The sequence below is a fragment of the Thermoanaerobacterium sp. R66 genome (assembly GCF_028895185.1).
Classification (GTDB): domain Bacteria; phylum Bacillota; class Thermoanaerobacteria; order Thermoanaerobacterales; family Thermoanaerobacteraceae; genus Thermoanaerobacterium.
Map to the genome: position 1 here is coordinate 686,945 of NZ_JAEUWW010000001.1, position 26,906 is coordinate 713,850.

General features: G+C 32.2%; 33 protein-coding genes. All 33 read left to right on the plus strand.

The genetic code is table 11. The annotated features are described in order from the left end of the window. Positions 1 to 3 precede the first annotated feature (3 nt). The 33 genes from spo0A to safA all read left to right on the plus strand — a co-directional run bounded on the left by spo0A (position 4) and on the right by safA (position 26,897). Entirely contained in the window at positions 4 to 786 is a 783-nt protein-coding gene (gene spo0A, locus JJQ93_RS03310; protein WP_014758776.1) for a sporulation transcription factor Spo0A, read from the plus strand. Positions 787 to 878: 92 nt separating this feature from the next. After that, complete coding sequence (gene steA, locus JJQ93_RS03315; RefSeq protein ID WP_014758775.1) at positions 879 to 2,000, plus strand: putative cytokinetic ring protein SteA; 1,122 nt, start codon at positions 879 to 881, stop codon at positions 1,998 to 2,000. 10 nt (positions 2,001 to 2,010) lie between these two features. Then, a complete protein-coding gene (locus JJQ93_RS03320; protein ID WP_014758774.1) occupies positions 2,011 to 2,937 on the plus strand; it encodes a copper transporter in 927 nt (308 codons plus the stop codon). Then, positions 2,937 to 3,611, plus strand: a complete 675-nt coding sequence (locus JJQ93_RS03325) for a glycosyltransferase family 2 protein (protein WP_274892749.1) — start codon at positions 2,937 to 2,939, stop codon at positions 3,609 to 3,611. The genes JJQ93_RS03320 and JJQ93_RS03325 overlap by 1 nt, the downstream gene beginning before the upstream one ends. A gap of 43 nt (positions 3,612 to 3,654) precedes the next feature. Then, positions 3,655 to 4,425 carry an MraY family glycosyltransferase gene (locus JJQ93_RS03330; RefSeq protein ID WP_044984055.1) on the plus strand — a complete coding sequence of 257 codons (771 nt, stop codon included), beginning with the start codon at positions 3,655 to 3,657 and terminating at the stop codon, positions 4,423 to 4,425. 2 nt (positions 4,426 to 4,427) lie between these two features. Further along, a complete protein-coding gene (locus JJQ93_RS03335; protein WP_274892751.1) occupies positions 4,428 to 5,504 on the plus strand; it encodes a DUF3866 family protein in 1,077 nt (358 codons plus the stop codon). Positions 5,505 to 5,677: 173 nt separating this feature from the next. Further along, entirely contained in the window at positions 5,678 to 6,202 is a 525-nt protein-coding gene (locus JJQ93_RS03340) for an NUDIX hydrolase (RefSeq protein WP_274892752.1), read from the plus strand. A 13-nt stretch (positions 6,203 to 6,215) separates the two neighbouring features. After that, positions 6,216 to 7,382, plus strand: coding sequence for an endonuclease Q family protein (locus JJQ93_RS03345; RefSeq protein WP_274892753.1), 1,167 nt, complete (start codon positions 6,216 to 6,218; stop codon positions 7,380 to 7,382). A 68-nt stretch (positions 7,383 to 7,450) separates the two neighbouring features. Then, positions 7,451 to 8,077 carry a stage II sporulation protein M gene (gene spoIIM / locus JJQ93_RS03350; protein ID WP_014758768.1) on the plus strand — a complete coding sequence of 209 codons (627 nt, stop codon included), beginning with the start codon at positions 7,451 to 7,453 and terminating at the stop codon, positions 8,075 to 8,077. Between the two features lie 66 nt (positions 8,078 to 8,143). Next, positions 8,144 to 9,010: a site-specific tyrosine recombinase gene (locus tag JJQ93_RS03355; protein ID WP_085111889.1), complete on the plus strand. Its 867-nt coding sequence runs from the start codon at positions 8,144 to 8,146 to the stop codon at positions 9,008 to 9,010. A gap of 108 nt (positions 9,011 to 9,118) precedes the next feature. Further along, positions 9,119 to 10,222, plus strand: coding sequence for a D-alanyl-D-alanine carboxypeptidase family protein (locus tag JJQ93_RS03360; protein ID WP_240495788.1), 1,104 nt, complete (start codon positions 9,119 to 9,121; stop codon positions 10,220 to 10,222). A 97-nt stretch (positions 10,223 to 10,319) separates the two neighbouring features. Beyond that, a complete protein-coding gene (spoIIAA, locus tag JJQ93_RS03365) occupies positions 10,320 to 10,664 on the plus strand; it encodes an anti-sigma F factor antagonist (RefSeq protein ID WP_085111891.1) in 345 nt (114 codons plus the stop codon). Then, positions 10,665 to 11,096, plus strand: a complete 432-nt coding sequence (spoIIAB, locus tag JJQ93_RS03370; RefSeq protein WP_013787983.1) for an anti-sigma F factor — start codon at positions 10,665 to 10,667, stop codon at positions 11,094 to 11,096. A gap of 9 nt (positions 11,097 to 11,105) precedes the next feature. Beyond that, complete coding sequence (gene sigF / locus JJQ93_RS03375; RefSeq protein WP_085111892.1) at positions 11,106 to 11,849, plus strand: RNA polymerase sporulation sigma factor SigF; 744 nt, start codon at positions 11,106 to 11,108, stop codon at positions 11,847 to 11,849. A 196-nt stretch (positions 11,850 to 12,045) separates the two neighbouring features. Next, positions 12,046 to 12,249: a dodecin family protein gene (locus JJQ93_RS03380; RefSeq protein ID WP_014758761.1), complete on the plus strand. Its 204-nt coding sequence runs from the start codon at positions 12,046 to 12,048 to the stop codon at positions 12,247 to 12,249. Positions 12,250 to 12,305: 56 nt separating this feature from the next. Continuing rightward, positions 12,306 to 12,755, plus strand: a complete 450-nt coding sequence (gene spoVAC / locus JJQ93_RS03385; protein WP_013787987.1) for a stage V sporulation protein AC — start codon at positions 12,306 to 12,308, stop codon at positions 12,753 to 12,755. 5 nt (positions 12,756 to 12,760) lie between these two features. Beyond that, complete coding sequence (gene spoVAD, locus JJQ93_RS03390; protein WP_085111893.1) at positions 12,761 to 13,774, plus strand: stage V sporulation protein AD; 1,014 nt, start codon at positions 12,761 to 12,763, stop codon at positions 13,772 to 13,774. Positions 13,775 to 13,789: 15 nt separating this feature from the next. Then, positions 13,790 to 14,146 (plus strand): stage V sporulation protein AE, encoded by a 357-nt coding sequence (gene spoVAE / locus JJQ93_RS03395; protein ID WP_045408060.1) that lies wholly within the window; start codon positions 13,790 to 13,792, stop codon positions 14,144 to 14,146. A gap of 130 nt (positions 14,147 to 14,276) precedes the next feature. Further along, a complete protein-coding gene (locus JJQ93_RS03400) occupies positions 14,277 to 15,428 on the plus strand; it encodes a CCA tRNA nucleotidyltransferase (RefSeq protein ID WP_274892754.1) in 1,152 nt (383 codons plus the stop codon). Further along, positions 15,425 to 16,039: a site-2 protease family protein gene (locus JJQ93_RS03405; protein WP_085111895.1), complete on the plus strand. Its 615-nt coding sequence runs from the start codon at positions 15,425 to 15,427 to the stop codon at positions 16,037 to 16,039. The genes JJQ93_RS03400 and JJQ93_RS03405 overlap by 4 nt, the downstream gene beginning before the upstream one ends. Continuing rightward, positions 16,039 to 16,749 carry a segregation and condensation protein A gene (locus JJQ93_RS03410; protein WP_085111896.1) on the plus strand — a complete coding sequence of 237 codons (711 nt, stop codon included), beginning with the start codon at positions 16,039 to 16,041 and terminating at the stop codon, positions 16,747 to 16,749. The genes JJQ93_RS03405 and JJQ93_RS03410 overlap by 1 nt, the downstream gene beginning before the upstream one ends. Before the next feature lie 4 nt (positions 16,750 to 16,753). Continuing rightward, positions 16,754 to 17,260, plus strand: coding sequence for an SMC-Scp complex subunit ScpB (gene scpB / locus JJQ93_RS03415; RefSeq protein ID WP_085111897.1), 507 nt, complete (start codon positions 16,754 to 16,756; stop codon positions 17,258 to 17,260). 107 nt (positions 17,261 to 17,367) lie between these two features. Continuing rightward, positions 17,368 to 18,015: a DUF2953 domain-containing protein gene (locus JJQ93_RS03420; RefSeq protein WP_274892755.1), complete on the plus strand. Its 648-nt coding sequence runs from the start codon at positions 17,368 to 17,370 to the stop codon at positions 18,013 to 18,015. A gap of 6 nt (positions 18,016 to 18,021) precedes the next feature. Beyond that, positions 18,022 to 18,468, plus strand: a complete 447-nt coding sequence (gene ytfJ, locus JJQ93_RS03425) for a GerW family sporulation protein (protein WP_013787995.1) — start codon at positions 18,022 to 18,024, stop codon at positions 18,466 to 18,468. A gap of 57 nt (positions 18,469 to 18,525) precedes the next feature. Then, a complete protein-coding gene (locus JJQ93_RS03430) occupies positions 18,526 to 19,671 on the plus strand; it encodes a D-alanyl-D-alanine carboxypeptidase family protein (protein ID WP_085111899.1) in 1,146 nt (381 codons plus the stop codon). Between the two features lie 91 nt (positions 19,672 to 19,762). Continuing rightward, positions 19,763 to 20,728 (plus strand): sulfide/dihydroorotate dehydrogenase-like FAD/NAD-binding protein, encoded by a 966-nt coding sequence (locus JJQ93_RS03435; protein WP_350494239.1) that lies wholly within the window; start codon positions 19,763 to 19,765, stop codon positions 20,726 to 20,728. Beyond that, positions 20,721 to 22,004 (plus strand): FAD-dependent oxidoreductase, encoded by a 1,284-nt coding sequence (locus JJQ93_RS03440; protein WP_085111901.1) that lies wholly within the window; start codon positions 20,721 to 20,723, stop codon positions 22,002 to 22,004. Before JJQ93_RS03435 ends, JJQ93_RS03440 begins: the two co-directional genes overlap by 8 nt. 99 nt (positions 22,005 to 22,103) lie before the next feature. Then, positions 22,104 to 22,811, plus strand: coding sequence for a pseudouridine synthase (locus tag JJQ93_RS03445; RefSeq protein WP_085111902.1), 708 nt, complete (start codon positions 22,104 to 22,106; stop codon positions 22,809 to 22,811). Positions 22,812 to 22,824: 13 nt separating this feature from the next. Beyond that, entirely contained in the window at positions 22,825 to 23,202 is a 378-nt protein-coding gene (locus JJQ93_RS03450; protein WP_274892757.1) for a GNAT family N-acetyltransferase, read from the plus strand. Between the two features lie 17 nt (positions 23,203 to 23,219). Then, positions 23,220 to 24,053: a polyamine aminopropyltransferase gene (gene speE, locus JJQ93_RS03455; protein ID WP_014758746.1), complete on the plus strand. Its 834-nt coding sequence runs from the start codon at positions 23,220 to 23,222 to the stop codon at positions 24,051 to 24,053. Positions 24,054 to 24,056: 3 nt separating this feature from the next. Continuing rightward, positions 24,057 to 24,923, plus strand: a complete 867-nt coding sequence (speB, locus tag JJQ93_RS03460; protein WP_045408092.1) for an agmatinase — start codon at positions 24,057 to 24,059, stop codon at positions 24,921 to 24,923. Between the two features lie 103 nt (positions 24,924 to 25,026). Next, a complete protein-coding gene (locus tag JJQ93_RS03465; RefSeq protein WP_274892758.1) occupies positions 25,027 to 26,421 on the plus strand; it encodes an oxaloacetate decarboxylase subunit alpha in 1,395 nt (464 codons plus the stop codon). 113 nt (positions 26,422 to 26,534) lie between these two features. Continuing rightward, complete coding sequence (safA, locus tag JJQ93_RS03470) at positions 26,535 to 26,897, plus strand: SafA/ExsA family spore coat assembly protein (protein ID WP_013788004.1); 363 nt, start codon at positions 26,535 to 26,537, stop codon at positions 26,895 to 26,897. The last annotated feature ends 9 nt before the right edge of the window (positions 26,898 to 26,906 follow it).

Sequence of the window (26,906 nt, forward strand, 5' to 3'; positions counted from 1 at the left end):
TTGTTGTTAAAGAAAATTAAATTAGGAATTTGTGATGATAATAAGGAATTTGTCGGTATAATGGTTGACTACCTGTCATCAAAAGAAAATATCGAAATTGTAGGTGTTGCAAATGATGGCAATCAAGCAGTAAAACTTATTCAAGATAATGATTTAGATCTTTTAATCTTGGATATCATAATGCCGTATTTGGATGGCATTGGAGTCTTAGAAAAAGTCAATGAACTAAAGAAAAAGAGACCTAAAATAATTATTTTATCGGCGGTAGGTCAGGAAAAAATTACACAAAGAGCAATAAGTCTTGGTGCAGATTATTACATCTTAAAACCATTTGATTTAGAATTGCTTTCAAAAAGAATAACAGAGATAATGGAGTATCAGCCTGATGTGGTGTCAAAGGCTGTCATGCCTATAATTGGAGACAAAAAATCTGTCGACTTAGAAACTCTTATAACACAGGTTATCCATGATGTGGGAATACCTGCACACATAAAAGGATATCTGTATTTAAGAGATGCTATAACGTTAGTAATAAGTAATATTGAATACTTAAATTCTGTAACGAAGCTTTTATATCCCAAGATAGCTGAAAAATATGAGACTACGCCCAGTAGAGTGGAAAGGGCCATAAGACATGCGATTGAAGTTGCATGGAGCAGAGGTAAAGTCGATGTTTTAAATGATCTATTTGGCTATACAATTAACGATGAAAAGGGGAAACCGACCAATTCTGAGTTTATCGCGCTTATTGCTGACAAATTAAGATTGAGTTTAAAGGCAAACTGAAAAATGCGGTGAGTGGTTCACCGTATTTTTTGTTTTACCTTGTAGAAAATTGTGCTATAATAAACAAAGAAAAGATGTATGGAGGTTTTACCATGCAAATTACCGGCACAGTTAAAATGGACAAAAGAACAAAAAATCTGGCAAAGCGCATAGGTCCTGGAGAAATCGCTGTAATAGATCATGTTGACATCGACGAAATTGGCGCTGAATCTTTGATAGAAAAGAAGATTTTGGCTGTTATAAATGCCAATAAATCGATAAGCGGCAGATATCCTAATTTAGGCCCTTCTATTATAGATAAGGCTGGTATTCCTATTATAGATGAAGTTGGCGAAGATATATTTGATCTGCTAAAAGAGAATGATAAGATTACTATAATCGACAATGAAATATATAAAGATGGCAAATTGATAAAAAGAGGAAAATTGCTTACACACGATGTCATTAATTACAAAATGGAAGAGTGCAAGGAAAATCTCGAAGTAGAATTGGATAAGTTCATTGAGAATACACTTGAATACGCTAAAAAAGAAAAATCGTTTATTTTAGGTGATATTGAAATACCAGACGTAAAGACAAAATTTAAAGATAGACAAGCGCTGGTTGTTGTAAGGGGAAAAGACTATAAGGAAGACTTATATACTATTAGGCAGTATATAACAGATGTAAAACCCATATTGATAGGAGTAGATGGTGGTGCAGATGCAATACTGGAATTTGGCTTGACTCCTGATATCATAATTGGAGACATGGATAGTGTAAGCGATAAAGCTTTGAAAAAAGCAAAGGAGATAGTAGTTCATGCCTATCCAAATGGCAAGTCTCCGGGGTTAGAAAGAGTTAAATCATTAGGACTTGATGCACATATATTTAAAGCGCCAGGAACAAGTGAAGATATTGCTATGCTTTTAGCATATGAAAAGGGTGCAGATTTAATAGTGGCTGTTGGCACTCATTCCAGTATGATCGATTTTTTAGAAAAAGGAAGGAAAGGAATGTCCAGCACATTTCTCGTAAGATTGAAGATTGGATCGAAGCTTATTGATGCTAAAGGGGTTAATAAACTATACAGAGAAAATTTTAGGCTTTCATATGTTTTTAGTATTATATTTGCTGCAATGGTTCCACTTAGTGTAATAGCTTATTTTTCACCACCTATGCAACAGCTTTTAAAACTTTTGCAGCTGAGGATAAGGCTTTTAATAGGATTTTAGGAGGAGATCTATGAACGTAAATATTAGATATTATGTGTTGACGATAGCAGCAATTTTTATGGCATTGGGTATTGGCATATTTATAGGCTTCATGCTGGACGGACAAAAAGTTTTTTCTGAACAGCAGGAAACGATCATAAATCAGTTAGAGCAAAAATTTAAAGATATCCAAACTGAAAATTCTAATTTAAAGGACAATGTACAAAGTTTGAATAAGCAACTTGACTATATGAACCAATACGGGAAAATTGTCTTTCCTGAGCTTGTAAAAGGACGCTTAAATGGTGTAAAAGTTGCAATAATTGAAACAAACAATGATTTTATCTATCCAGGTTTAAGGAATGCTTTGATGAAGGCAGGTGCAACAATATCATCTGTTACAATATTTAAAGATGATTTGAATAATTTAGATCAGTCTGAGAAAGATGATTTAATAACGAATTTGTCTAAATACGGCAATGTTGATAGCAATCATCTTATAGAATCTTTATCTGAAAAGTTAACTGAAGTTCTTGTTACCGGACAAGATGGAGAATTGATAACTTATTTAAAAGATAAAGGTTACATCGACTTTACTGGTACACCTGGAAATACAGATTTTATTGTTTTGGCAGGTGGCAGCAATCTTAAAAATAACAATTTAAATATAGTAGATATTCCAATAATAAAGCAATCGAAAATCTTAAATGTGCCAATTGTTGGGGTCGAGCAAAGCGACGTGAAATATTCTTACATGGATGCGTATAGAAAACAACACTTGTCAACTGTTGATAACATAGATACGATTATAGGACAAACTTCTTTGATAATGGTGATGCAAGGCAAAGATGGTAATTATGGGATAAAAACTGGAGATACATCGATTATGCCCGATTCTTTTATAGAATATCAACAGAATCAAAATCAAAATAAGACAAATTCAAACGAGGTGAAATGATGGCTGTAAGTGTTTTAATACCGGCATACAATGAAAGCAAGAGAATCGTTGATACAATAAAAGGTATGGAGAATATAGAAGAAATTGATGAGATCATTGTTATAAATGATGGTTCTACAGACGATACAGCAGATAAGGCTAAAAAAGCAGGAGCAAAATTGGTGAACTTAAAAAATAATTCTGGTAAAGGAAGAGCTTTAAAAGAAGGATTAAAGTACGTTAAAAATGATGTTATCGCTTTTATTGACGCAGATGTTGGTTTAACTTCTCGAGAGGTAATCAAATTAATAAATCCTGTTTTAAATGGCGATGCGGATGTTACTGTAGCCAGATTTCCTAAAGTCAATGTTAAATCAGGGTTTGGATTTGTAAAGAGATTAGCAAAATACGGTGTAAAACTGCTTACTGGTCATGATTTTGATTCTACACTCTCTGGCCAAAGAGTTTTTAAAAAAGAAGTGCTTGACAACATAAAAAAATTTTATGGTGGTTATGGCATAGAAGTCGGTATGACAATCGACATATTTAATTTAGGATATAAGATTAAAGAAGTAGATGTTGATATGACGCATTCAGTTACATTAAGAGATATTAAAGGTTTTATTCACAGAGGCAGACAATTTCTCGATATACTTAAGGTTTTATTAATAAAAGCGATATTTAAGGACCGGTGATAAAGTGTCATTATTAATAATTTTTATCATATCTTTTTTACTAATGATAGTAATTCAAAAATTTATAATTCAGATATTAGACAAAGATGTGTGTTTAAAGCCTAATTATAAAAATGTTTTGATTCCAGTATGTGGCGGAATAGCTTTTGTTCCAACTATATTTGTTGCAACGATTATCTCAAAGTTTGTTGGGCTTTCTGATGAAATGACACCGATTTTTTTAGTTTCTATTATATTGATGTCTTATGTAGGTTTAATCGATGATTTATTAGGAGACAGGAGTGTGACAGGATTAAAAGGTCATATTAAATCGCTTTTGAACATGAAATTGACAACAGGAGGTTTAAAAGCAGTAATAGGTGTTATAGTATCATTTTATATAAGCATAAATATCAGCAACAGATTAGCTGATATAATAGTTAACACAATATTGATATCTTTATTTACTAATTTTTTGAATTTACTTGATTTAAGGCCTGGAAGAGCTTGTAAAGCGTTCTTTTTTATATCCATAATTTTCTTATTAGCAGGCACCGGAAACTTTTTGATTTTGCTGATTGTTCTGGGTGCTGCGATTGCCTTTATGCCGCTGGATTTAAAAGCAAAAATTATGTTGGGTGATACTGGCTCTAATATTCTTGGTCTTACATTAGGGATATCAAGTGTTTTATTGTTTAATTTCAATATAAAGTTAATTATTTTAGGATTTTTAATTTTAATTCATATTATTACTGAAAAATATTCATTGTCTAAAATAATAGAAAGGAATAAGTTTTTGAATTATTTAGACATGATTGGCAGAGGACGTGATTAGCTGTGATTTCAATTAAAAAAGGAATTGTAAAAAAGATTATATCAGAAAAGGCTGATATATGCTTTGTAGAGGTTGATGTAGAAGGAATTGTTTCAAAGGCGGTAAATTATAATAAAATTACAGGCATAATAAATGTTGATGATGTGGTTTATGTAAATCAAACGGCTAGAAATCTACAATTGGGTACTGGCGGGTATGACTTTGTCGTATTGAATACAAGATATGATACGTTTGAATATAAAAACATGGGGCATATAATGAAAATGCGCTATGCTCCAATGCAGATTAATGTGCTTTCGGTAGAAGAACAAGATAGTCCATACCATGATGTTTTTAATGACTTTAAAGGATTAGAGGGTATGCCTGTAATAGTAGCTGAACTCCACAGCATGTTGGCTCCTACTGCAATGGTACTGAAGAAACTAAGACCGTCGGCTAAAATATCATATATAATGACTGATTCTGCTTGCCTGCCTATATATTTCAGCAATACTGTCCATTATTTAAAAGAAAATAATTTTATCGATACCACAATTACTATTGGCCATGCTTTTGGAGGAGATTTTGAGGCTGTTAATATTTATTCGGCATTAATATGTGCAAAGGAAGTAGCCAAAAGCGACGTTACAATTGTGGCTATGGGGCCAGGCATAGTTGGGACAGGAACAAAATATGGATTTTCAGGCATCGATCAAGCTTCAATTATAGATGCAATAAACAAAATAAAGGGTAATCCTATATTGATACCTAGAATTAGTTTTAATGACGCAAGAGAAAGACACAACGGTATAAGCCATCATACTGTTACAGTAGCAGAACTTGTGAATAGCACATGCACTATTGCAGTCCCAAAACTGAAACATGAAAAAGAGATTCTTCTCAAAAAGCAATTGGAAAATAACGCATTTGATAAGATGAATAAATACTTTGTTGATGTTGAAAAATATAGAAAGCTATTGCACAATGTAAAAGATATTAAATTCACTACTATGGGAAGAGGACTTGATGAAGAAAGCGAGTTTTTCGATGCTTGTATTGCTGCAGCAGTTTATTGTTCGGATCTATTAATGGTTGATTAACTCATAAAACGTTTTGTACTTAGAAGAAAGTTCATTTAAAAGCTTTAAGAGTTCATAAAATTTACCCTTAAAATAAATTTTGTTTTCGCATATAATCATTACATTCATCTCCTTTGATGTTATCTTATGCAAGCTAAGTAAAAAATATACTAATTAGAAAGGGATTGTATAAAATGGAGCTAACCGAAGTAACAAAGAGTTCAAATATCATATTTTCTGGCAAGATAATAAACTTGAGAGTAGATGATGTTGTTTTGCCAAACGGAAAGATAACAACAAGAGAAATTGTTGAACATAATGGTGGTGTTTCAATATTAGCCATAAACAAAAGCGGAAAAATAGTCATGGTTGAACAGTACAGAAAACCCGCAGAGAAGATGCTGTTGGAGATACCTGCAGGAAAATTAAATGTGGGAGAGGAGCCTATAGAGTGTGCAAAAAGAGAGCTAATGGAGGAAACAGGGTATATAGCGAAAGAGCTTAAACACTTGTTTTCATTTTATCCATCTCCTGGTTTTTCCACAGAAATTTTGCATCTATTTTTGGCAGATGATTTAGAAAAAGGCACATCAAATACAGATCCAGATGAATTTTTGAATGTTCATGAGTATACAGTCGATGAGATTAGGAATATGATGCAAAAAGGTTTGATTGAAGATGCAAAAACACTTATTGCGTTATTGTATTATATAAGGTGAAAAGGGGTTTAAGATGTACTATAATGCAGATTTACACGTTCACATAGGAAGGACTAGAAATGGCAGGCCTGTTAAGATCACCGCTTCACCAAATCTAACAGTCGAAAATATATTAAATAAATGTATTGAGAAAGGCATAGATATTGTAGGAATTGTTGATTGTGCTGCTCCAGAAATTTTAGATGAAATAGAGCAACTGCTTAAAACTGAATATGGATTGTATGAAGAACTTGAAGGTGGAGGAATTTTATTTAAGCAAAAGGTATTATTGCTGTTAGTAAGTGAAATAGAGGTAGGTGGTGAATTGCGTGGTTCACCGCATTTATTGTGTTTTTTGAAAGATATAAAATCGATGAGGAAGTTTTCTAAAGCCTTATCTAAACATATTAATAATGTAAATTTAAGTACACAAAGATGCAGTTTAAATAGCGTGGAAATATTGAAGATTGTAGAAGACTTAGATGGATTTGTTGTACCTGCTCACATATTTACGCCATATAAAAGTTATTATGGAAATACGACAGATAGATTAAATTATATATTTAATGAATATTTTGAAGAAATCGATGCTGTCGAGCTCGGATTAAGCTCTGATACTTTTTTGGCAGATATGATAAGTGAATTGAAAGGTAAAACTTTTTTAAGCAATTCCGATGCTCATTCTCTACAAAAAATTGGCAGAGAATTTAACGTATTTGACTTGCCTAAACCTGATTTTTTAAGCTTAAAAGCTGCATTACAATCCATGAAAGGAGTCATAAGAAATTATGGACTAAATCCTGCATTAGGCAAATATCATAGGACATTCTGTCTTGATTGCAATAGAGTTGCTAACGTAGATCCGCCTGCATATAAATGTACTTATTGCAGCAGCAAGAATATAGTATTTGGGGTTTTAGACAGAATATACGAGATAAAAGATCAAGAAATGCTGCACCCACCATTTAGACCAGAATACGTATATCAGATCCCATTGGAATTTTTGCCTGGCATCGGGCCAAAAACAATCAAGAAGCTTACAAGAGAAGTTGGAAGCGAAATATACGTCACACATGAAGCGCCTTTTGAACAATTAAAAAATGCAGTAAGTGAAAAAATAGCAAAGAATATCTTAGATGCAAGATATGGCAATTTAAAAATTGAAACAGGAGGCGGCGGTATCTACGGGAAAATAATTTGAGGTAGTCATAATGTCCTTCTCCATGGCATAAATTAAAATATAATTTGAGGCAGGAGGAGGACGTTGCCTTGAAATATTTAAAAGAAAAGACATCTAAACACATTAGAGACAATTCGATATTATATATCATTATTTTAATGTCATTTATGATTGGTATAGCATCTGGTTCTTTTACAATAAATACGTTAAATGATGTACAAAAAGAAAATATGATGAAATACATAAAAAATTTTTATGTAATAATTAGTCAGATGAAAATAGTTCCAATTGAAATATTTAAACAATCTGTTTTAAATAATTTTGAAACGACGTTTGTATTGTGGCTTCTTGGAGCAACAATTATCGGAATTCCATTCATATTTATCGTTATTGGCATAAGAGGATTTTTATTAGGTTTTTCAGTTGGCTTTCTGATAAACCAATTGAAATACAAAGGAATTCTCTTTACGTTAGTTGCCATATTGCCTCAGAATATTCTTGTTTTAATTTCATTATTTTTTATTTCGGCAACGGCCGTCAATTTTTCGATGTATATATTAAAAAACCGAAGATTCAATATTAATGATTTATTTTCTCAATTTGTGACATATACTTTGTTGGTTTATTTTGCATTTTCGCTGATGATAGTTAGCGGGATATTTGAAGCATATATTACACCTAAAATACTCTATTTTTTAAAAAATATTATACAATAAGCAAGAAGGAAAAATAAAAAATATGTTGAATATAAAAATATAACTAAAATAATAGGGGTAATGTAGATGGGAAGCATTGTACAAGCTTTTATTGACTTTTTGAAAAATGACAAAAAGCTAAGCGATAATACGATTGAATCTTATAAAAGAGATATAACGCAGTTTATGGGGTACTTAAAAGAAAACAATATCGAATATTATGATGTTAATAAAATAACAATTATTAGCTATTTAAATTTTTTAAAACATAAAAATATGTCACAATCCACTATTTCTCGTCATTTATCATCCATAAAATCTTTTTACCAGTACTTATTTATGAATAAGTTTATTGATAAAGAACCAGCGTATACTTTAGATGCACCGAAAATAGAGAAAAAGATTCCTCTAACATTGTCAGTGGAACAGGTTGACAAGCTTTTATCTCACGAATTTGAGAATAGTGAAAAAGGATTGAGAGATAAAGCGATATTAGAGGTCTTGTATGCAACCGGTCTAAAAGTATCAGAGCTGATATCTCTGCGTGTAAAAGATGTGAATCTTAATTATGGTTATATTTATTGCAAAAGTTCAAAAGAAAGATTTATACCAATTGGAGATTCAGCTTCAAATGCGCTTCAAAGCTACATCTCTGTAAGGAGAAAAATAGATCAGGATGAATTCCTGTTTTTAAATTTGAGAGGTGAACCGTTAACTCGCCAGGGATGCTGGAAAATCATTAAAGAATATACCAACATAGTAAATCCAGGATTTGACATAACACCAAGTATATTGAGAAAATCTTTTGCAAAGCACATGTTGGAAAATGGAGCTGACATAAGAAGCGTACAGGAAATTCTTGGATACAAATCTTTTAACCAAGGTGATTTGATTTCATTAATTTCAAAATCGAAAATAAAAGAAGTGTACAAAAGATCTCATCCAAGAGCTTAAAAATTTAGGAATAATAATCCCTCCATTAGAAAAAATAATTTTAAGAGGAGGGATAAAATGTTGAAAAAAACATTATTATTTACATTGATATTTGTGTTTGTATGTTCAATGTTGTTAGAAAATTTTGCATATGCTGATAATTTCAATCTCAAGTCAAAATCTGCAATTCTTATGGACGCTAATACAGGTAAAGTTCTATATGAAAAAAATAGCCATGAAGAGCTACCTCCTGCCAGTGTTACGAAAGTAATGACTATGCTTTTAGTTATGGAAGCATTGGATTCTGGTAAGATTAAGACTACTGACAAAGTTGTGACAAGTGAACATGCTTATGATATGGGTGGTACACAAATTTATTTAGAGGTTGGCGAAGAAATGACGGTAGATGATCTGTTGAAATCTGTCGCGATGAATTCTGCAAATGATGCCTCAGTCGCATTGGCTGAATATATTTCAGGTAGTGAGGAAAAATTTGTGGAAGAAATGAACAAAAGAGCTAAAGAGTTGGGTGCAAAAAATACAAATTTTAAGAATGCATCTGGCTTACCTGAAGATGGACACTATACTTCTGTTTATGATATGGCGCTAATATCCAGAGAGCTTGTTAAACATAAAAATGTATTTAAATATTTAACTGATAAAATTGATTCTGTTAGAAATGGTAAGTTTAGTTTAGCTAATACTAATAAGCTCCTTTGGAATTATCAAGGCGCAGATGGAATAAAGACAGGCTCTACTTCAGAAGCATTGTATTGTTTATCTGCAACTGCCAAAAGAGGTGATACAAGATTTATAGCAGTGGTATTTGGAGCACCAGATTCCGCTACTCGCTTCAAAGAAGCTTCAAAATTGTTAGATTATGGTTTTGCTAATTTTGAAACAAAAAAAGTTGTTGAAGCAGGCAAGGTATATGGTAATATAAAAGTTTTAAAAGGCCAACAAGATTACGTAAATGCTATTTCCCAAAATGATGAATATATTTTATTGAAAAAAGGTGAATCAAAAAATATAAAGCAAATAGTAAGCTTAAATAAATATGTTGATGCACCTGTGAAAGCAGGTTCAGAAATAGGAACAGTGAAAATATACGACGGTAATAATCTTATAAAGACAGTATCGTTAATAGCTGATAAAAGTGTTAAAAGAACAAATTTAATAAATACTTTTGAAAAAATCTATAAATCGTGGGTAAAAAATACTAAAAGCTTATAAGCTTTTAGTATTTTTTTAAAAATTTTCATAGAAAAAAATTACAAATAAGGAGGAAATTGAGCTATGATGTAGAATAATATATTATGGAGGGATGAATATGGGAATAAAATTTGTAGAAAAAAATGACACCTTAATAGTAAAGATAAAAGGGGAATTGGATCATCATACATCGGATATTTTTAAAGATGCTATAAATACTGAATACCAGAAAGGATTTAAAAATATCATATTGGATTTTGAAAAATTGAATTTTATGGATAGTTCCGGTATTGGAATGATTCTTGGAAGGTATAAAATGGCTAAAGATAATGATGGTAAATTGGCAATTGTAGGTGCTAATTCTCAACTTTTAAAAGTCATCGAGTTATCAGGAATTTTAAGGATAATAAATTGCTATGATACAATAGAAGAAGCTATTAAAAACATGCAAAGGGGGATATAAATGAGTTATTCAAATAAAATGGAATTGAAATTTTTAAGCAAGTCTCAGAATGAGTCTTTTGCACGGACCGTTATTGCTGCTTTTGCAGCTCAATTAGATCCAACTGTAGAGGAAATAGCAGATATCAAGACAGCAGTATCTGAAGCTGTTACAAATTCTATAATTCACGGTTATGAAGGTAAAATTGACTATATAATGTTAAAAGCAGAGATAGAAGGGAACAAGTTAACAGTCGAAGTTATTGACAATGGTGTTGGAATAGAGGACATTGAAAAAGCGATGGAACCTTTATATACTACAAAACCTGATGAAGATAGATCAGGAATGGGCTTTACTGTTATGCAGACTTTTATGGATGAATTGGTTGTTGAATCTGAAAAAGGAAAAGGTACTAAGGTTAGAATGACCAAATACATCAATTCAGGTAAATGAGGTGCTGCTATGATTGATAAAGATAATGAAAGGAATGAAGATGTAAATGAACTTATAAGAAAATCTAAAAATAATGACAAGTCTTCAATGGAGAAGTTGCTGAAAGAAAATAGCGGCCTTATTTGGAGTATAGTGAAGAAATTTTCTTACAGAGGATATGAGGCAGAAGATCTTTATCAGATTGGATGTATAGGATTTGTAAAAGCCATTAATAAGTTTGATGAATCTTATAATGTGAAATTATCCACGTATGCAGTACCAATCATAATAGGTGAGATAAAAAGGTTTTTGAGAGATGATGGACTTATTAAAGTTAGCCGATCATTAAAAGAATTGTCAAATAAAGCCTATTTTATGAAAGACAAATTGGAAAAGGAATTAAATAGAGAACCAACAATCCAAGAAATTGCTTCAAAGCTTAATGTTTCAGCAGAAGAAGTTGCGATGGCGTTTGAATCTACTGCCACTGCTGAATATTTATATGATAATTCTCAACACAATGAAGATGATAATTTGCTTTTGATAGAAAAAATAGGAATCGATGAACAAGAATATGAAATTGAAGATAAGTTGGCTTTAAGAATGGTTTTAAAAAATTTAAATTCTCGTGAAAGACAGATAATCGTTTTGCGGTATTTTAAAGATATGACGCAGACAGAAGTATCTAAAATCCTAGGCATATCTCAAGTGCAAGTATCAAGAATTGAAAAGAAAGTTTTAAAAAAACTAAAAGAGCAATTACAAGAAGTGTAAAGTTATTTGCACTTCTTTTTGTATGAAAAAAACATATTGTCACATAATATTACTGTACCGAGGTGTTACAAATGAGAAAGCTTATTATATTTTTCTCAATAATTATATTTACTTTATCTGTTATTTACTTTTTAAAATATAGCACTAAAAAAATACCTGATAGTGCTGTACTTGTTTATTTAAAGGAGGAGTTAAAATGGCTGTAGTTAAAATTTTAAATGTCGTAGGAGATTCTACTAAAAGTTGGGACGATGCTATACAAAATGCGGTAGCAGAAGCAGCAAAAACTGTAAACAATATATCGGGAATAGAAGTATTAAATCAAACTGCTAACGTAAAAGACGGTAAAATTGTCGAATACAAAGCAAATATTCAAATAGCATTTAGAGTAGACAGATAAAAAGTGGGCAACCATAATAGGTGCCCACTATATATCGATTTTATGGAGGCATTAAAATGGAAAAGGATATAAAGAAACAGCAAGAATACAAGGATATTGCACAGAAATATGAGCCAAAGCCTACTCTTTTAAAAAATGTTTTATGGGCTTTTGTGGTAGGTGGATTAATATGTGATGTTGGCCAATTTTTTTTAAATTTGTTTATTAATCGAGGAATGACTGCCGAACAAGCCGGAACACCAGTTGCAATCATAATGGTTTTTTTAGGCTCATTTTTAACTGGAATTGGCATTTACGATGACATTGGACGATTTGCAGGAGCTGGTTCTGTTGTGCCGATAACTGGTTTTGCTAATTCTATTGTTTCACCAGCTATGGAATTTAAAAGAGAAGGATTTGTTTTTGGGGTGGCTTCCAGAATGTTTAACATAGCGGGTCCGGTTATAGTTTACGGAGTTGGTACCTCTATTATCGTAGGGCTTATATACTATTTTCTAAAAGGGTGATTACTATGGCAATAAAAAAAATGGGATCGCAAACCGTTAAATTTGCAAATCCACCTTCTATTATATCGTCTGGCACAATAGTTGGACCAAAAGAAGGACAAGGACCTTTAAAAGATTATTTTGATATGATTTTGACTGATGATACTTATGGTGAAAAAAGCTGGGAAAAAGCTGAATGCAAGATGTTTCAAGACTCTGTAAATTTAGCCCTTAAAAAAGCAAGTTTAAATATTTCAGACATTGATTATTTGATAGGTGGAGATCTTTTAAATCAAATAATTACTTCTAGTTTTGCTGCTAGACAATTTAATGTACCTACGTTTGGATTATATGGAGCTTGTTCCACAATGGCTGAAGGATTGTCTATAGCTTCTATGTTAATAGATGGAGGATTTGCAGATTATATTATTGTTACAACATCCAGTCATTTTTCTACTGCTGAAAGACAATACAGATTTCCATTAGAGCAAGGTGTCCAAAGGCCATTCACATCCCAGTGGACGGTTACAGGATCAGGTTCATCATTGTTGTCATCCAATGGCACAGGTCCATATATAACGCACGTTACAACAGGAAAAGTTGTTGATTTAGGAATGAAAGATGCAAACAATATGGGTGCTGCTATGGCCCCTGCTGCAGCAGATACAATTTTGACACATTTTAATGATACAGGTTTTACAATAAACGATTATGATTTAATAATAACTGGAGACATGGCAAGAGTTGGGAAAAGCATCCTGATGGAGTTGCTTAGTAAAGAAGGCATGAATATTGAAAATAAATACAAAGATTGTGGAATAGAAATATATGATGAATCGCAAGATGTACATTCCGGTGGAAGTGGAGCAGGATGTTCTGCAGTAGTTTTAAATGGTTGGCTGCTTCAGCAGATAAAAAGCGGAATTTACAATAGGGTTTTATTTATCGCTACAGGTGCCTTGCTATCGCCGACAAGCACACAACAAGGTGAGTCAATACCAGGTATAGCTCATGCAGTTACAATTTCAAATTACGTGTAGAGGAGGTTGATACAATTGGATTATTTACGTGCTTTTCTTGTAGGCGGAATAATTTGTGTAATTGCTCAAATATTAATGGATAAAACAAAGCTTACACCTGCAAGAATTTTAGTTTTGTATGTTACAGTAGGAGCTATATTAGGCGGTATAGGAATATACAAGAAAATAATAGATTTCGGAGGTGCTGGTGCAACTGTTCCGCTTCTTGGCTTTGGCAATTCTTTAGCGCAAGGTGCAATCAAAGCAGTAAAAAAAGATGGTATCACTGGTGCTTTTACAGGTGGACTGACGGCAACGGCAGGTGGTATCGCTGCAGCAATCTTTTTTGGCTATTTGTTTTCTATAATATTTAATCCTCGTACAAAAAAATGATATTTATAGAAAAGCATAATTCATGGGATTATGCTTATTTTTTTGTACAAATATGATATAATAATTAAAGCATATTAGCGAGAAAGAGGGAGTTTTTATAGACAGAGATATACTTTTAATTTTAAAAGATATGTCGGAGAAAATTGGGGTAAATGCTTATATTGTAGGTGGATACGTAAGAGACAAATTGTTAAATTTAGAAAGCGATGACATTGATATTACGGTAGAAGGCGATGGAATAAAATTTGCTTTTATGCTCAATGAAATTTTAAATGGTGATATAGAGGTACATGACAAATTTGAAACTGCCAAAATAAAAATAAAAGATTTTGAGTTAGATATTGTGTCTGCAAGAAAAGAATATTATGAACGTCCTGGAATGTTGCCAGTCGTCCAACGAGCAAGTCTTGCTGATGATATTAAAAGAAGAGATTTCACGATAAATATGCTGGCATTAGATGTAAAAACAAATCAAATCATTGATATATATAACGGTGCAGATGACATAAAAAATAAATTAATTAGAGTCGTACATGATAAAAGTTTTGTTGACGATCCAACGAGGATTTTTAGGGCAATAAGATACAGTGGAAGATTAGGTTTTAAAATAGAGCAACATACTGAATGGTTGTTAAGGAAGTCTATATCTGACGGTGATATTTTTAATGTATCTGCCGATAGAATTATGAATGAAATTTATTTGATATTGAAAGAGAAGAAACCTGAACCTATAGTAAAGTTAATGAAACATTACCAGCTTGATAAGGAATTATTTTGTGGCATAAAGATTAATACAACAAATTTGAATACAAGCCCTAAAGATGGCAATACATTATTGTATAGATTTTTGTTGTTTTTCTATAATGCTACAAAAGAAGATGCTGATTGTTTAATTAGAAAATACAATTTAAAACGTGAATATTTGAGTGGATTATCTGATATTCTCAATATAAAGATGAATATGTCTAACTTAAATGAAAATGTATCTATTTTCAATACATTAAAAGATAAGAGAATAGAAGCAATATCTGCAGTACATGCTATGGAAGACTTAAATATAAAACAAGCCATCGAAAAGTATTATGACATGGTAAAATTAAAGAGACTGGGAATAAATGGCGACGACATAAAAAAATTAGGACTTCAGCCGTCACCAATTTACAAACAAATTTTAGATAAAATATTGCTGGACAAAATTTCAGGCAAGATAAAAGATCGAGAAGACGAGATTAGGAGTCTATTACATTATGTAGAAAAAGTTAAAAGAGGTGAAAAGATTTGAGTGCATTATTAAGCTATTTAATTAGAATTCCGGCATTGATAATCGCAATGAGTTTTCATGAGTTTAGCCATGGTTATGTAGCAGATAAATTAGGCGATCCTACGCCTAGGCAAAGCGGAAGACTTACATTAAATCCACTGGCCCACATAGATCCTTTAGGGTTAATTATGCTGTTTATTATATACTTTGGGTGGGCTAAGCCAGTACCGATAAATCCGTATTATTTTAAAGACAGAAAAAAAGGCGTTTTATATGTGGCGTTGGCTGGCCCCCTTTCTAACGTTTTTTTGGCCATAATAACGCGAATTCTGATGTTTTATTTTGGAAATATCCCTGTATTAGGACTTTTTTTGACTATACTCTATCAATACAATTTGGTTTTTGCTGTGTTTAATATAATTCCTATTCCACCATTAGATGGTTCAAAGGTTTTGTGGAGCATTCTTCCTCAGAAAGAAGCATATATTTATTCGCAATATGAACAATATGGACAAATTGCTTTGCTGTTGCTTCTATTTACAGGAATAATTAATTTATTTATGACTCCGCTAATGATGGGGTTAGATAAACTGATTTCTAAAATAATTTTGTTTCCGTTTGGAGTGGGATAATGTACAACATTAAAATAGAATCTTTTGAAGGACCTTTTGACCTTTTGTTTCATCTTATAGAAAAAAACGAAATAGATATAAAAGACATACCGATTGCATCTGTTTTCGACCAATACATGGAATATTTAAAAGCTATGCAAGAAATGGACTTAGATATTGCAACAGAGTTTATTTTAATGGCTGCTACATTGCTGGAAATAAAGTCGAGTATGCTTTTACCAAAGCAAAATTTCGAAGGACAGCAAATGGTAATGGCTGATGCAGACCCTAGAGAAGAATTGGTGGAAAAGTTGATTGAGTATAAAAAATATAAAAGTGTCGCAAATAGACTGAAAGAGTTAAATACATTAGGTACTAAATTTTTTAGAGACGAGCCTGAAATAAAATATGTTGATAAATCGCTTTGCCTCAATTATTCAACTATCGACTTAAAAAAAGCTTATATGAAGATTCTTCAAAAGTCCAGCAACAATGTTATGCCGATTAGATATGCAAAAGATCAAATTACAATTGATGACAAAATAAAGGAGATATTAAAGAAACTAATAGTTACTCCTGTGATTAAATTTGGCGATTTCTTAAAGAATTTACGAAAGATAGAAAAAATTGTTTCGTTTGTAGCACTTTTGGAATTGATTAAGTTAAATAAAGTTGCGGCTGAACAAAAAAAGACATTTGGAGACATAATTATAAAAAGTCTAAAGAGGTGAAATAATGGATATAGATTGCATAATAGAGTCTATACTATTTGCCGCTGGCAGACCTGTTAAGATAAAAACTTTAAGTGATGTCTTAAATATTTCCACAAAGGATGTCATTGAATCTTTTAATAGATTAAAAAACAGTTATGATAGAGAAAACAGAGGGGTAAAAGTTTCGATGATAAATGATTCAATAGTGATGTCTTCAAATGAAGCATATTCAGACTATATAAAAAAGGCATTAGGACTTGATATAAAGCAAGGATTATCTCAAGCTGCATTAGAAGTTTTGTCTATAATCGCTTATAATCAGCCTATTACAAGAATTGACATAGAAAAAATAAGGGGTGTAAAGTGCGAGAAAGCAATTAATACCTTATTAGAATTTAATTTAATTAAAGAAGATGGAAGAATAAATGCCCCAGGCCGTGCAATACTTTATTCTACAACTGATGATTTTCTGAAGTATTTTAATTTGCCTTCTTTAAAAGACTTGCCTCCATTAGACGATATTACTTAGTATTTTATTTTTATTATTGAAAACAATATATTTGAGAAGGTGAATTGATGTTTTCTCTTTGTATATTATTAATTTTGCTTGTAGCAATATTTATTTTTATTTACCCTATGACTTTTAAAGTGCACTATGACAATTATGGTGTAAATTTTATTTTAAATATATACATATATATTGTTCGGTTTGCTAAGATTGCCAGCCTAAACGTTAATTATAAAAGAATTGAAGAAAATGATAGAGCAGAATTGTCATTAAAAATATTAGGAATTAGATTGATGAATGTAGTCGTTGATATTGTCAATTTTACTCTAAAAGACAATAGGCCGGTAATAAAGTATGAAGTTCATAAAGCATTTTTTTTAAAATTCCCCAAAAAATCAGAAAAGAGAAAAATGCTAAGTTTACATGATGTACATAGAATAATAGATTTATTTAATTCAAATAAGTTTATGATTTATGAAATGAGCAAAAGCATTAAAAGGTCTATAGTAATTAGGAAATTAAGATTAAATGTAGATGAGGGATTTACTGATGCTGCTTTTACATCAATTGTATATGGAATTATTAATTTTGTAATTTATACGCTAATTGTTCCTGTCTATTGCAGTATAAAATTTTTAACTAAGCCTTCTATATCTATAAACCCTCATTTTGGAGAAAATATTTTAAAAAGCGACTTTGATTGCATATTAGATTTTAGATATGGTAATATTATAGTTAATGGTATTAAATTCTTAAAAAATTTTAAACGGAGGTGATTTTGGATGAGCGATCATCCTATTGAAGGATTAATGAAGACGACTATGGAGAGTCTTAAGGAAATGATAGATGTAAATACAATCGTTGGGGATGCGGTAGAAGCTCCAGACGGAACAGTGATCATTCCAATTTCAAGGGTAACGTTTGGTTTTGCTGCTGGTGGTGGAGAGTTTCAGATGACGCAAAATAAAGACAAAGAACAAAATCAAAATAATGGACAATCAAATATGCCATTTGGCGGTGGCAGTGGTGCGGGCGTTTCTTTACAGCCAGTTGCATTTATGGTTGTAGGGCAAGGACAGATAAGACTTTTGCCAGTAAATCAAAATGCGATGGTTGAAAGAATAATTGATTTGGCACCTAAGTTAATGGAGGAGCTTCAAAATGTTTTTAATAAAAACAAGACTTATAAAAAATCAACTCCAATAACTGTAACAAATAACATAGATTGATTTATTAGGTAACAAGCGGGTCATAATGTGAGGTATTAACTTTCAAGGAGGACAGTAATGAAGAAAATACTTTTATTAGTGCTTATTTTTACTTTCCTTATGACCCCTACAAACATAGAAGCTGAGAATTTAAAACCTCCTCAGATTGCTGCAAAAGCTGCAATTGTAATGGATCAGAAATCTGGCAGAATTCTTTTTGAAAAAAATATAAGTGAAAAACTTCCTATGGCAAGTACAACCAAAATCATGACATTGTTGTTGGCTTTAGAATACGGCAATTTAAATGATATTGTAACCGTCAGCAAAAAAGCTGCAAGTGTAGGTGGATCTTCAATATGGCTTTCGCCTGGAGAAAAAATTTCAATGATAAATTTATTGTACGGTTTAATGTTAAACTCAGGGAATGATGCTGCAACCGCAATTGCAGAACATATAAGTGGCAGTGTTGATAAGTTTGTGGAGCTTATGAATAAAAAAGCTAAAGAAATTGGAGCATATAATACAAATTTTGTTACACCTTCAGGTCTTGATATCGGGATTGACAACCATTATACAACTGCTTATGATTTAGCTTTAATTACAAGATACGCTTTTAACAATTACAATAAATTCGCTGAAATAGTATCAACAAAAGAAAAGACAATTCCTTGGGACGGAAAAGAATACGACAGGTATCTGCGAAATAAAAATAAGATGCTTTGGCAATATGAAGGAGCAGATGGAGTAAAAACAGGATTTACTAATAAGGCTGGCAGATGCTTAGTAGCTTCTGCAACAAGAAATGGTCAAAGGCTAATATCTGTAGTATTAAACAGCGGTCCAATGTGGGAAGACACACAAAAAATTTTAGATTACTCTTTTTCAAATTATACTCCAATTAAGATCATTTCGAAAGGTCAGATGGTAAAGACCATAAGTGTTGTTAATGGCAAGGAAAAATATCTGCCGCTTATGTATAATAGTGATTTCATCTTGCCAATTTCAAAAGATGAGGAGATAAACGTTAAAATTGATTATAACATACCTAAATCTGTAAAAGCACCAATAGGAATTGGAGAAAAAATCGGAATTGCTATTGTGAAATTGAATGATAATCAGGTTGCGACTATCGATGTTGTTTCAGGCAAAAACATTGATGAAAGAGATTATAACTTTAATTTTAAAACCATCATAAAGAATTGGATTGACATATTTCAATATTAAACTCCTGGTATGTACCAGGAGTTTTTTGTAACCTTTTTTTTATTTGAGAATAACATAAATATGTAAAATTTCTTTAGGAGATGGTTAAATGATCAATCACAGGCTTGAATGTATTGACATTGGTAGTGATTACTGTCCTTGCTATTTAGCAGAATTAAACGAATGTATTGTTTGTTCTCAATTGCAAGGGAAAGAATTTTGCGATTGCAATTGGAATGGCGTATGTGTATATCAAGATTTTATTTGGTCAAAAAGAAAAGCAAAAGCAAAAAGGGAAACTATTGTGGCAGATATAATTGATAAACAAAATATAAATAAAAATTTAATAATATTGGCGCTATCTGTATCTAACAAAATGGCAAGAGACTTAAATGAACCTGGATCGTATGTGTTCTTAAGAGATGAGTCAAGTCCTTCTTTTTTCGACGCACCAATGTCTGTAATGTACGCTGATGAGATAAATGGGATTATAAAAATTGCTGTACAAATTAACGGCCCTAAGACAAATTTAATCAATTCATGCGGTAAACATGTATTTTTGAGAGGCCCATATTGGAATGGATTGTTTGGACACAAATATATAAAAGGTACTAGAAATTCAAAATGCCTTGTAATATTAAGGGGTATAGCACAAGCACCTGGAGCAATAATCATAAACAAGTTATACAATAACAACAATGAAATAACTGTGATAATTGATAAGGGTAAAGTTGAAGAGTTTTTTATTTGGCAGTATATTAATAACTTTAATTTAAAGATAATTACGACAGATCTTTTAAGCAACGATGGGCAAGATATTTTAAAAAATGCAATTGCAGACAAGGATATTAAATTAATTTACAGTGGAGGTTCTGATGAACAACATCTAAATATTTTAAATTATTTAGATTTACTTGATAGCAAAGCTTATTTTGCTGTATCAAACAATAATACAATATGCTGTGGAGAAGGTATTTGCGGCAGTTGTGAAGTCCAAATTGATGGGCAAAAAATAAGGTCGTGTAAAGTTCAATTAGATGTTAGAAAGACAATTGAAAGGAGAGTATTACATGGTTAAGGTTGTTGTTATTGGCGGCGGTTGGGCAGGATGTGCAGCAGCTCTTACGGCAAAAAAAGCAGGTGCTGAAGTCGTATTGCTTGAAAAAACAGATATGTTGTTAGGTTGTGGTTTAGTGGGAGGAATAATGCGAAATAATGGCAGGTTTACTGCTGCAGAAGAAATAAAATATTTAGGTGGATATGAATTGATTGAGATAACGGATATGTGTGCAAGACATAGAAATATTGAATTTCCAGGGCATAAACACGCAAATCTGTACGATATAACTAAGGTTGAGCCTGAAATAAGAAAAATGCTATTAAATAAAGGGATTAAAATTAAATTTATATCTAGAGCGGCAGATGTAATAATGGAAAACAAGACAAAAATCAAAGGTATTGTTTTAGATGATGAATCAGTTGAATATGGCGATGTATTTATAGAGACTACCGGCTCAACAGGGCCTATGGGAAATTGTTTAAGATACGGCAATGGTTGTTCAATGTGTATACTAAGATGTCCATCTTTTGGACCAAGGATTAGCATAAGTTACCGAGCAGGTGTTGAAGATATTTTAGGAATGAGATCTGATGAAGTTTATGGTGCCTTTAGTGGGTCTTGTAAGTTGAATAAGGATTCATTAAGCGATGAAATCAGAGAGAAACTTGATAAAGAAGGTGTTGTCGTGTTGCCAGTTCCTGAAGAAGATGTAAACATGGATAAACTGAATATAAAAGTATGCCAACAATATGCTCTTCCAGAATACGCAAAGAATGTCATTTTACTTGATACTGGCCATGCCAAGCTGATGACCCCATTTTATCCTTTAGAAAAATTAAGAAAAATTCCAGGGCTTGAAAGAGCCAGGTTTGAAGATCCATATTCTGGAGGAAAGGCTAATTCAATTAGATATCTCTCTATTGCTCCAAGGAATAACGGAATGAAAGTAAAAGGTCTTGATAATTTGCTTTGTGCGGGAGAAAAATCAGGGCTTTTTACTGGACATACCGAAGCTATGACTACCGGATGTTTGGCAGGGCACAATAGTGTTAGGCTGTCATTAGGAATGCCGCTTTTAGAATTGCCGAGAAATTTGGCATCTGGGGATCTTATTGCATATGAAAATGAATGTATAGAAACAAAAGAAGGATTGAAGAATCGCTATACGTTTGCAGGTGGAATATATTTTGATAGGATGAAATCATTAGGATTGTATACTACAAATACTGATGCGATTAGAGAAAAGGTAGAAAGAGATAATCTTATGGGAATATATAATGAAAAATTGGTTTAGGCAAGTCTAAAGCTTGCCTAAAGTATTGTCTTTTGTATCAAAAAATGTTATATTATATGCGTTGTGTTGGGTGTATAATAAATGTGGGTGTGAAACGTTATGGAAAGATTGCAAAAATACCTGGCTGAGTGCGGAATTGCGTCCAGGAGAAAGTGTGAGCAGTTGATTTTAGATGGAAAAGTTAAAGTTAATGGTAAAACTATTAGGGAGCTTGGTGTCAAAGTTGACCCAAATAAGGACGTTGTTGAATACAATGGTAAAGTAGTCACAAAAGTCAATAAAAATATATACATCATGCTAAATAAACCTGTAGGATATATTACGACGGTTAAAGATCAATTTGACAGACCTTCAGTTATAGACTTAGTTAATATTGATGATAGGATATATCCAATTGGTCGATTGGACTATGACACTTCAGGACTGCTTTTGCTTACGAATGACGGTGATTTGGCAAATAAACTCATGCACCCGAGGCATAAAATTAATAAGGTATATATTGCGCAAATAAAAGGTGTGCCAGACAAAATGAAGTTGGATATGTTTAGAAATGGACTTTACATTGATAATTATAAAACTGCCAAAGCTGAGATAGATATATTAAAAGTCACAAATGGTAATTCTACCGTAAGAATAGTCATCCATGAGGGACGAAACAGGCAAATCAGAAAGATGTGTGAGCTAATTGGACATCCTGTCTTAAAGTTAAAAAGAGTAAAAATAGGCAATTTGGATATTGGAAATTTAAAAACTGGACAATGGCGTTATCTATCTAAAGATGAAGTAGAATATTTAAAAAAATTATAGGAAGAGATGGTTTATGTTTAAAATTAAGTTTGCATCAGAAGAAGATTTAAAATATATAAAAGAAATTGCTGATTATTTTAAATTGCCTTTTTCAGTAGATCTAAGCAAATGTATTAATATGATAGCAACAGATGAAAAGCCTTTTGGCTTTATAACAATAAAAGTGTATGATGATATGGCTTATATAATAGGACATGCTGTTTTGCCTGAATATCAGATGAAAGGCTATGGAACAATGCTTTTAAAGGTTGCTTTAAACAATGTATATGATTTTGGAATCAAAAAAGCGTGCATAAAACATTCTAAATTTGATGATTTTTATATTAAAAATCATTTTGAAAGATTAGAAGACATTCTATATGTCGATATAGAAGAATTATTTAAAAAATGATTTGGGAGGAATGAAAAATGGAATTATGGTTTACTGAGCATCACAACGATTCTATAGGTTATTCATTAAAAGTAAATAGAACATTGAATTCTGAAAATACCCAATATCAAAAGTTAGACGTAATAGAGTCTGAATTTTATGGTAGGGTATTGATTCTTGATGGAATTTTGCAAACGACAGAGAAAGATGAGTTTGTATATCACGAGATGATAGTGCATGTTCCACTTTTTACTCACAAAAATCCTAAAAGTGTTTTAATAGTAGGTGGTGGCGATGGTGGTGCCGTAAAAGAAATTTTAAAGCACGATTCAGTGGAAAGAGTTGTTCTCGCAGAGATCGATGATCGTGTTGTGGAAAATTCGAAAAAATATCTACCTACAATTAGCTGTGGATTATATGATGAAAAAGTAGAGATTATGATTGGCGATGGAATAAAATATGTGAGTGAGCACAAGAATGAATTTGATGTTGTAATTGTAGATTCGACAGATCCTATAGGCCCTGCGGTAGGGTTATTCACAGAGGATTTTTATAGATCTGTGTATGAGTGCTTAAAGGAAGACGGAATTATAGTAGCACAGACAGAGTCACCTTTTATTTATGGTAGCTTAATAAATAAATTAAGTAAGATGTTTAAAAATATTTACCCAATAGTAAAGCCATATATATGTACTATACCGACATATCCGGGGCATTTGTGGACTTTTACAATGGGTTCTAAGAAGTATGATCCTGAAGCTGTAGATGTGAATAATATTCCTAATATTGACACAAAATATTATACGCCACAGTTACATAAAGCCAGCTTTGTGTTGCCGAAATTTGTAAAAGAAATTTTTGAGGAGGCATAGTTTTTGATAATAAAAGACAATTTATCAAACGGTGGAAAATTTTTGGGGAGCAGCGATGATTATTATAAATCTGAAATTGTGATTGTAGGTGCTCCTATGGATTATACTGTAAGCTTTAAACCCGGAACACGCTTTGGACCACAGGCAATAAGGATGGCATCTTTAGGATTAGAAGAGTACAGTGTATATTTAGATAGAAGTTTAAAAGACAAAAAGTATTATGATTATGGTGATTTGATATTACCTTATGGAAATGTAGAAAAATGTTTAAATATAATTGGTGATGCTGCTAAAGATATTATAGATGCTGGGAAAAAGCCGATATTTTTGGGTGGTGAACATTTAATAAGTGCTCCAATCTTAGAAAAAGTTTTTAAAAAGTACGGAAATGAGTTAGTTGTGCTTCACTTTGACGCACATACAGATCTGAGAACTGAATTTTTTGGAGAAAGAGATTCCCATGCTACAGTTTTAAGAATTGCCTCTGAATTTGTAAACAAAAAAAATATGTATCATTTTGGCATACGCTCAGGTGTTAAAGAGGAATTTGTATTTGCATTCAAAAATACCAATATGTTCTTATATGATGTTGTTGAACCCTTGAAATCAATACTTGATAATATAAAATCAAAGCCTATATACATCACATGGGACATAGACGTTTTAGATCCCGCTTTTGCACCTGGTACAGGTACTCCTGAACCCGGCGGTATAACCTCAAAAGAAGCGCTAAGTGCAATACACATGTTAAAGGATCTAAATGTTGTAGGTATGGATTTGGTTGAAGTATCGCCTGATTACGACCATTCGGGTATAACGTCGATTTTGGCTGCGAAATTGATTAGAGAGTCTATTCTATCATTTTTATGATAAGTTTATTTTAAAATAAGACCAGTTTTTAATAGTTGGTCTTATTTTTTTATAGAAATATTAACTTAACAAGAGTATAATATTAAGTAAAGGAGGAGTTTTAATGTCTAAGATAAAAATAACGGAGACTGTTTTAAGAGATGCACATCAATCATTGCTGGCAACTAGGATGACAACTGATGAAATGCTTCCTATAGCAGAGAAATTAGATGAAGTTGGCTTTTTCTCATTGGAAGCATGGGGCGGTGCTACATTTGATGCATGTATGAGATTTTTGAACGAAGACCCATGGGAAAGATTAAGACTTTTAAAGAAGGCGATTAAGAAGACGCCTCTTCAAATGTTGTTAAGAGGTCAAAATTTACTTGGATATAAACACTATCCTGATGATGTTGTAAATGAATTTATAATAAAATCTGTTGAAAATGGTATAGATATAATAAGAGTTTTTGATGCATTAAATGATGTGAGAAATTTAGAAGTGCCAATAAAATCTGCAAAAAGCGCAGGTGCTCATGTGCAGGCAGCTATTGTATATACAGTTAGTCCTGTACATAATACAGAACATTATTTGAAAGTGGCAAAGTCTCTTCAAGATATGGGTGTGGATTCCATATGTATTAAGGATATGTCTGGAATATTATCACCTTATGCTGCATACAATCTGATTAAATCTCTAAAAAGAGCACTTTACACGCCGATTCAACTGCATAGCCATTATACAGCAGGACTGGCTTCAATGACTTATTTAAAAGCCATAGAAGCTGGTGTAGACGGAGTTGATACAGCCATTTCTTCTCTTGCTTTAGGAACATCACAGCCAGCTACAGAATCAATTGTGGCTGCATTGAAAGATACAGAATATGATACAGGGTTAGATTTAAAATTGCTTGCTGAGATAGCTCAGTATTTTAATGTGGTTAAGCAAAATCACAAAAATGACAGCGATATGTCTTTGCTTATGTTTGTTGATGTTAAAGCATTAGAGAGCCAAATACCAGGGGGAATGTTATCGAATTTGGTTTCACAGCTAAAGCAGCAGAATGCATTAAACAAATATCAGGATGTCTTGAAAGAAGTTCCAAGGGTACGAGAAGATTTAGGATACCCTCCTCTTGTTACTCCAATGAGTCAAATGGTTGGAACTCAGGCTGTTTTAAATGTTATTACAGGAGAAAGATATAAAATAGTTCCTAAAGAAATTAAAGATTATGTCAAAGGTTTATACGGGATGCCACCAGCTCCAATTTCAGATTCTATACGAGAGAAAATAATTGGCGATGAAGAAATAATCTCAAATAGGCCAGCAGATTTACTAAGTCCTCAATTGGATGAATTTAAAAATGAGATAAAGGAATTTATAGAGCAAGATGAAGATGTTTTATCATATGCATTATTTCCTCAAGTAGCAAGAAGGTTTTTTGAGTATAGGCAAGCTAAAAAATACAAAATTGATTCAACATTATTGAATATCGAAGAGAGGGTTCACCCAATATAAACAAAAAAACTATAGGTATAAAGCCTATAGTTTTTTTATCTTAAAAATAGTTGTGTAACACAATTTAAAAATAAACATAACATGTAATAGAAAAATGAAAGGGGGTTTTAACAATGTCTGATCCACAATATTACCCTGGACATTGTAGAACGACATATACAGTAAGGCCTGGAGATTCAATGTGGACCATAGCGAATATGTTTGGCATACCATTAGACTGCTTAATAAGAGCTAATCCACAGATACCAAATCCAAATTTAATATATCCGGGACAACAAATTTGTATACCAGCATATTGCCCGCCAGAGAGACATTGCAGAGAAATGTATATAGTAAGGCCTGGAGATTCAATGTGGACTATAGCTAATATGTATGGTATTCCATTAGACTGTTTAATAAGAGCTAATCCACAGATACCAAATCCAAACTTAATATATCCAGGTCAACAAATTTGTATACCACATCACTGCTGGTAAAATATAAAA

What these genes read in the sequence shown, in the direction of transcription:
- JJQ93_RS03445 (WP_085111902.1), top strand. Translation starts at nt 22,104, where the DNA reads ATGGAAAGATTGCAAAAATACCTGGCTGAGTGCGGAATTGCGTCCAGG.
- sigF (WP_085111892.1), top strand. Translation starts at nt 11,106, where the DNA reads ATGATTGATAAAGATAATGAAAGGAATGAAGATGTAAATGAACTTATA.
- spoIIAB (WP_013787983.1), top strand. Translation starts at nt 10,665, where the DNA reads ATGAGTTATTCAAATAAAATGGAATTGAAATTTTTAAGCAAGTCTCAG.
- JJQ93_RS03430 (WP_085111899.1), top strand. Translation starts at nt 18,526, where the DNA reads ATGAAGAAAATACTTTTATTAGTGCTTATTTTTACTTTCCTTATGACC.
- JJQ93_RS03410 (WP_085111896.1), top strand. Translation starts at nt 16,039, where the DNA reads ATGTACAACATTAAAATAGAATCTTTTGAAGGACCTTTTGACCTTTTG.
- spoVAC (WP_013787987.1), top strand. Translation starts at nt 12,306, where the DNA reads ATGGAAAAGGATATAAAGAAACAGCAAGAATACAAGGATATTGCACAG.
- ytfJ (WP_013787995.1), top strand. Translation starts at nt 18,022, where the DNA reads ATGAGCGATCATCCTATTGAAGGATTAATGAAGACGACTATGGAGAGT.
- JJQ93_RS03360 (WP_240495788.1), top strand. Translation starts at nt 9,119, where the DNA reads ATGTTGTTAGAAAATTTTGCATATGCTGATAATTTCAATCTCAAGTCA.
- JJQ93_RS03325 (WP_274892749.1), top strand. Translation starts at nt 2,937, where the DNA reads ATGGCTGTAAGTGTTTTAATACCGGCATACAATGAAAGCAAGAGAATC.
- JJQ93_RS03400 (WP_274892754.1), top strand. Translation starts at nt 14,277, where the DNA reads ATGTCGGAGAAAATTGGGGTAAATGCTTATATTGTAGGTGGATACGTA.
- JJQ93_RS03440 (WP_085111901.1), top strand. Translation starts at nt 20,721, where the DNA reads ATGGTTAAGGTTGTTGTTATTGGCGGCGGTTGGGCAGGATGTGCAGCA.
- JJQ93_RS03320 (WP_014758774.1), top strand. Translation starts at nt 2,011, where the DNA reads ATGAACGTAAATATTAGATATTATGTGTTGACGATAGCAGCAATTTTT.
- JJQ93_RS03355 (WP_085111889.1), top strand. Translation starts at nt 8,144, where the DNA reads ATGGGAAGCATTGTACAAGCTTTTATTGACTTTTTGAAAAATGACAAA.
- JJQ93_RS03330 (WP_044984055.1), top strand. Translation starts at nt 3,655, where the DNA reads ATGATAGTAATTCAAAAATTTATAATTCAGATATTAGACAAAGATGTG.
- JJQ93_RS03450 (WP_274892757.1), top strand. Translation starts at nt 22,825, where the DNA reads ATGTTTAAAATTAAGTTTGCATCAGAAGAAGATTTAAAATATATAAAA.
- spoIIAA (WP_085111891.1), top strand. Translation starts at nt 10,320, where the DNA reads ATGGGAATAAAATTTGTAGAAAAAAATGACACCTTAATAGTAAAGATA.
- JJQ93_RS03420 (WP_274892755.1), top strand. Translation starts at nt 17,368, where the DNA reads ATGACTTTTAAAGTGCACTATGACAATTATGGTGTAAATTTTATTTTA.
- safA (WP_013788004.1), top strand. Translation starts at nt 26,535, where the DNA reads ATGTCTGATCCACAATATTACCCTGGACATTGTAGAACGACATATACA.
- scpB (WP_085111897.1), top strand. Translation starts at nt 16,754, where the DNA reads ATGGATATAGATTGCATAATAGAGTCTATACTATTTGCCGCTGGCAGA.
- JJQ93_RS03345 (WP_274892753.1), top strand. Translation starts at nt 6,216, where the DNA reads ATGTACTATAATGCAGATTTACACGTTCACATAGGAAGGACTAGAAAT.
- speE (WP_014758746.1), top strand. Translation starts at nt 23,220, where the DNA reads ATGGAATTATGGTTTACTGAGCATCACAACGATTCTATAGGTTATTCA.
- JJQ93_RS03465 (WP_274892758.1), top strand. Translation starts at nt 25,027, where the DNA reads ATGTCTAAGATAAAAATAACGGAGACTGTTTTAAGAGATGCACATCAA.
- JJQ93_RS03380 (WP_014758761.1), top strand. Translation starts at nt 12,046, where the DNA reads ATGGCTGTAGTTAAAATTTTAAATGTCGTAGGAGATTCTACTAAAAGT.
- steA (WP_014758775.1), top strand. Translation starts at nt 879, where the DNA reads ATGCAAATTACCGGCACAGTTAAAATGGACAAAAGAACAAAAAATCTG.
- JJQ93_RS03340 (WP_274892752.1), top strand. Translation starts at nt 5,678, where the DNA reads ATGGAGCTAACCGAAGTAACAAAGAGTTCAAATATCATATTTTCTGGC.
- spoVAD (WP_085111893.1), top strand. Translation starts at nt 12,761, where the DNA reads ATGGCAATAAAAAAAATGGGATCGCAAACCGTTAAATTTGCAAATCCA.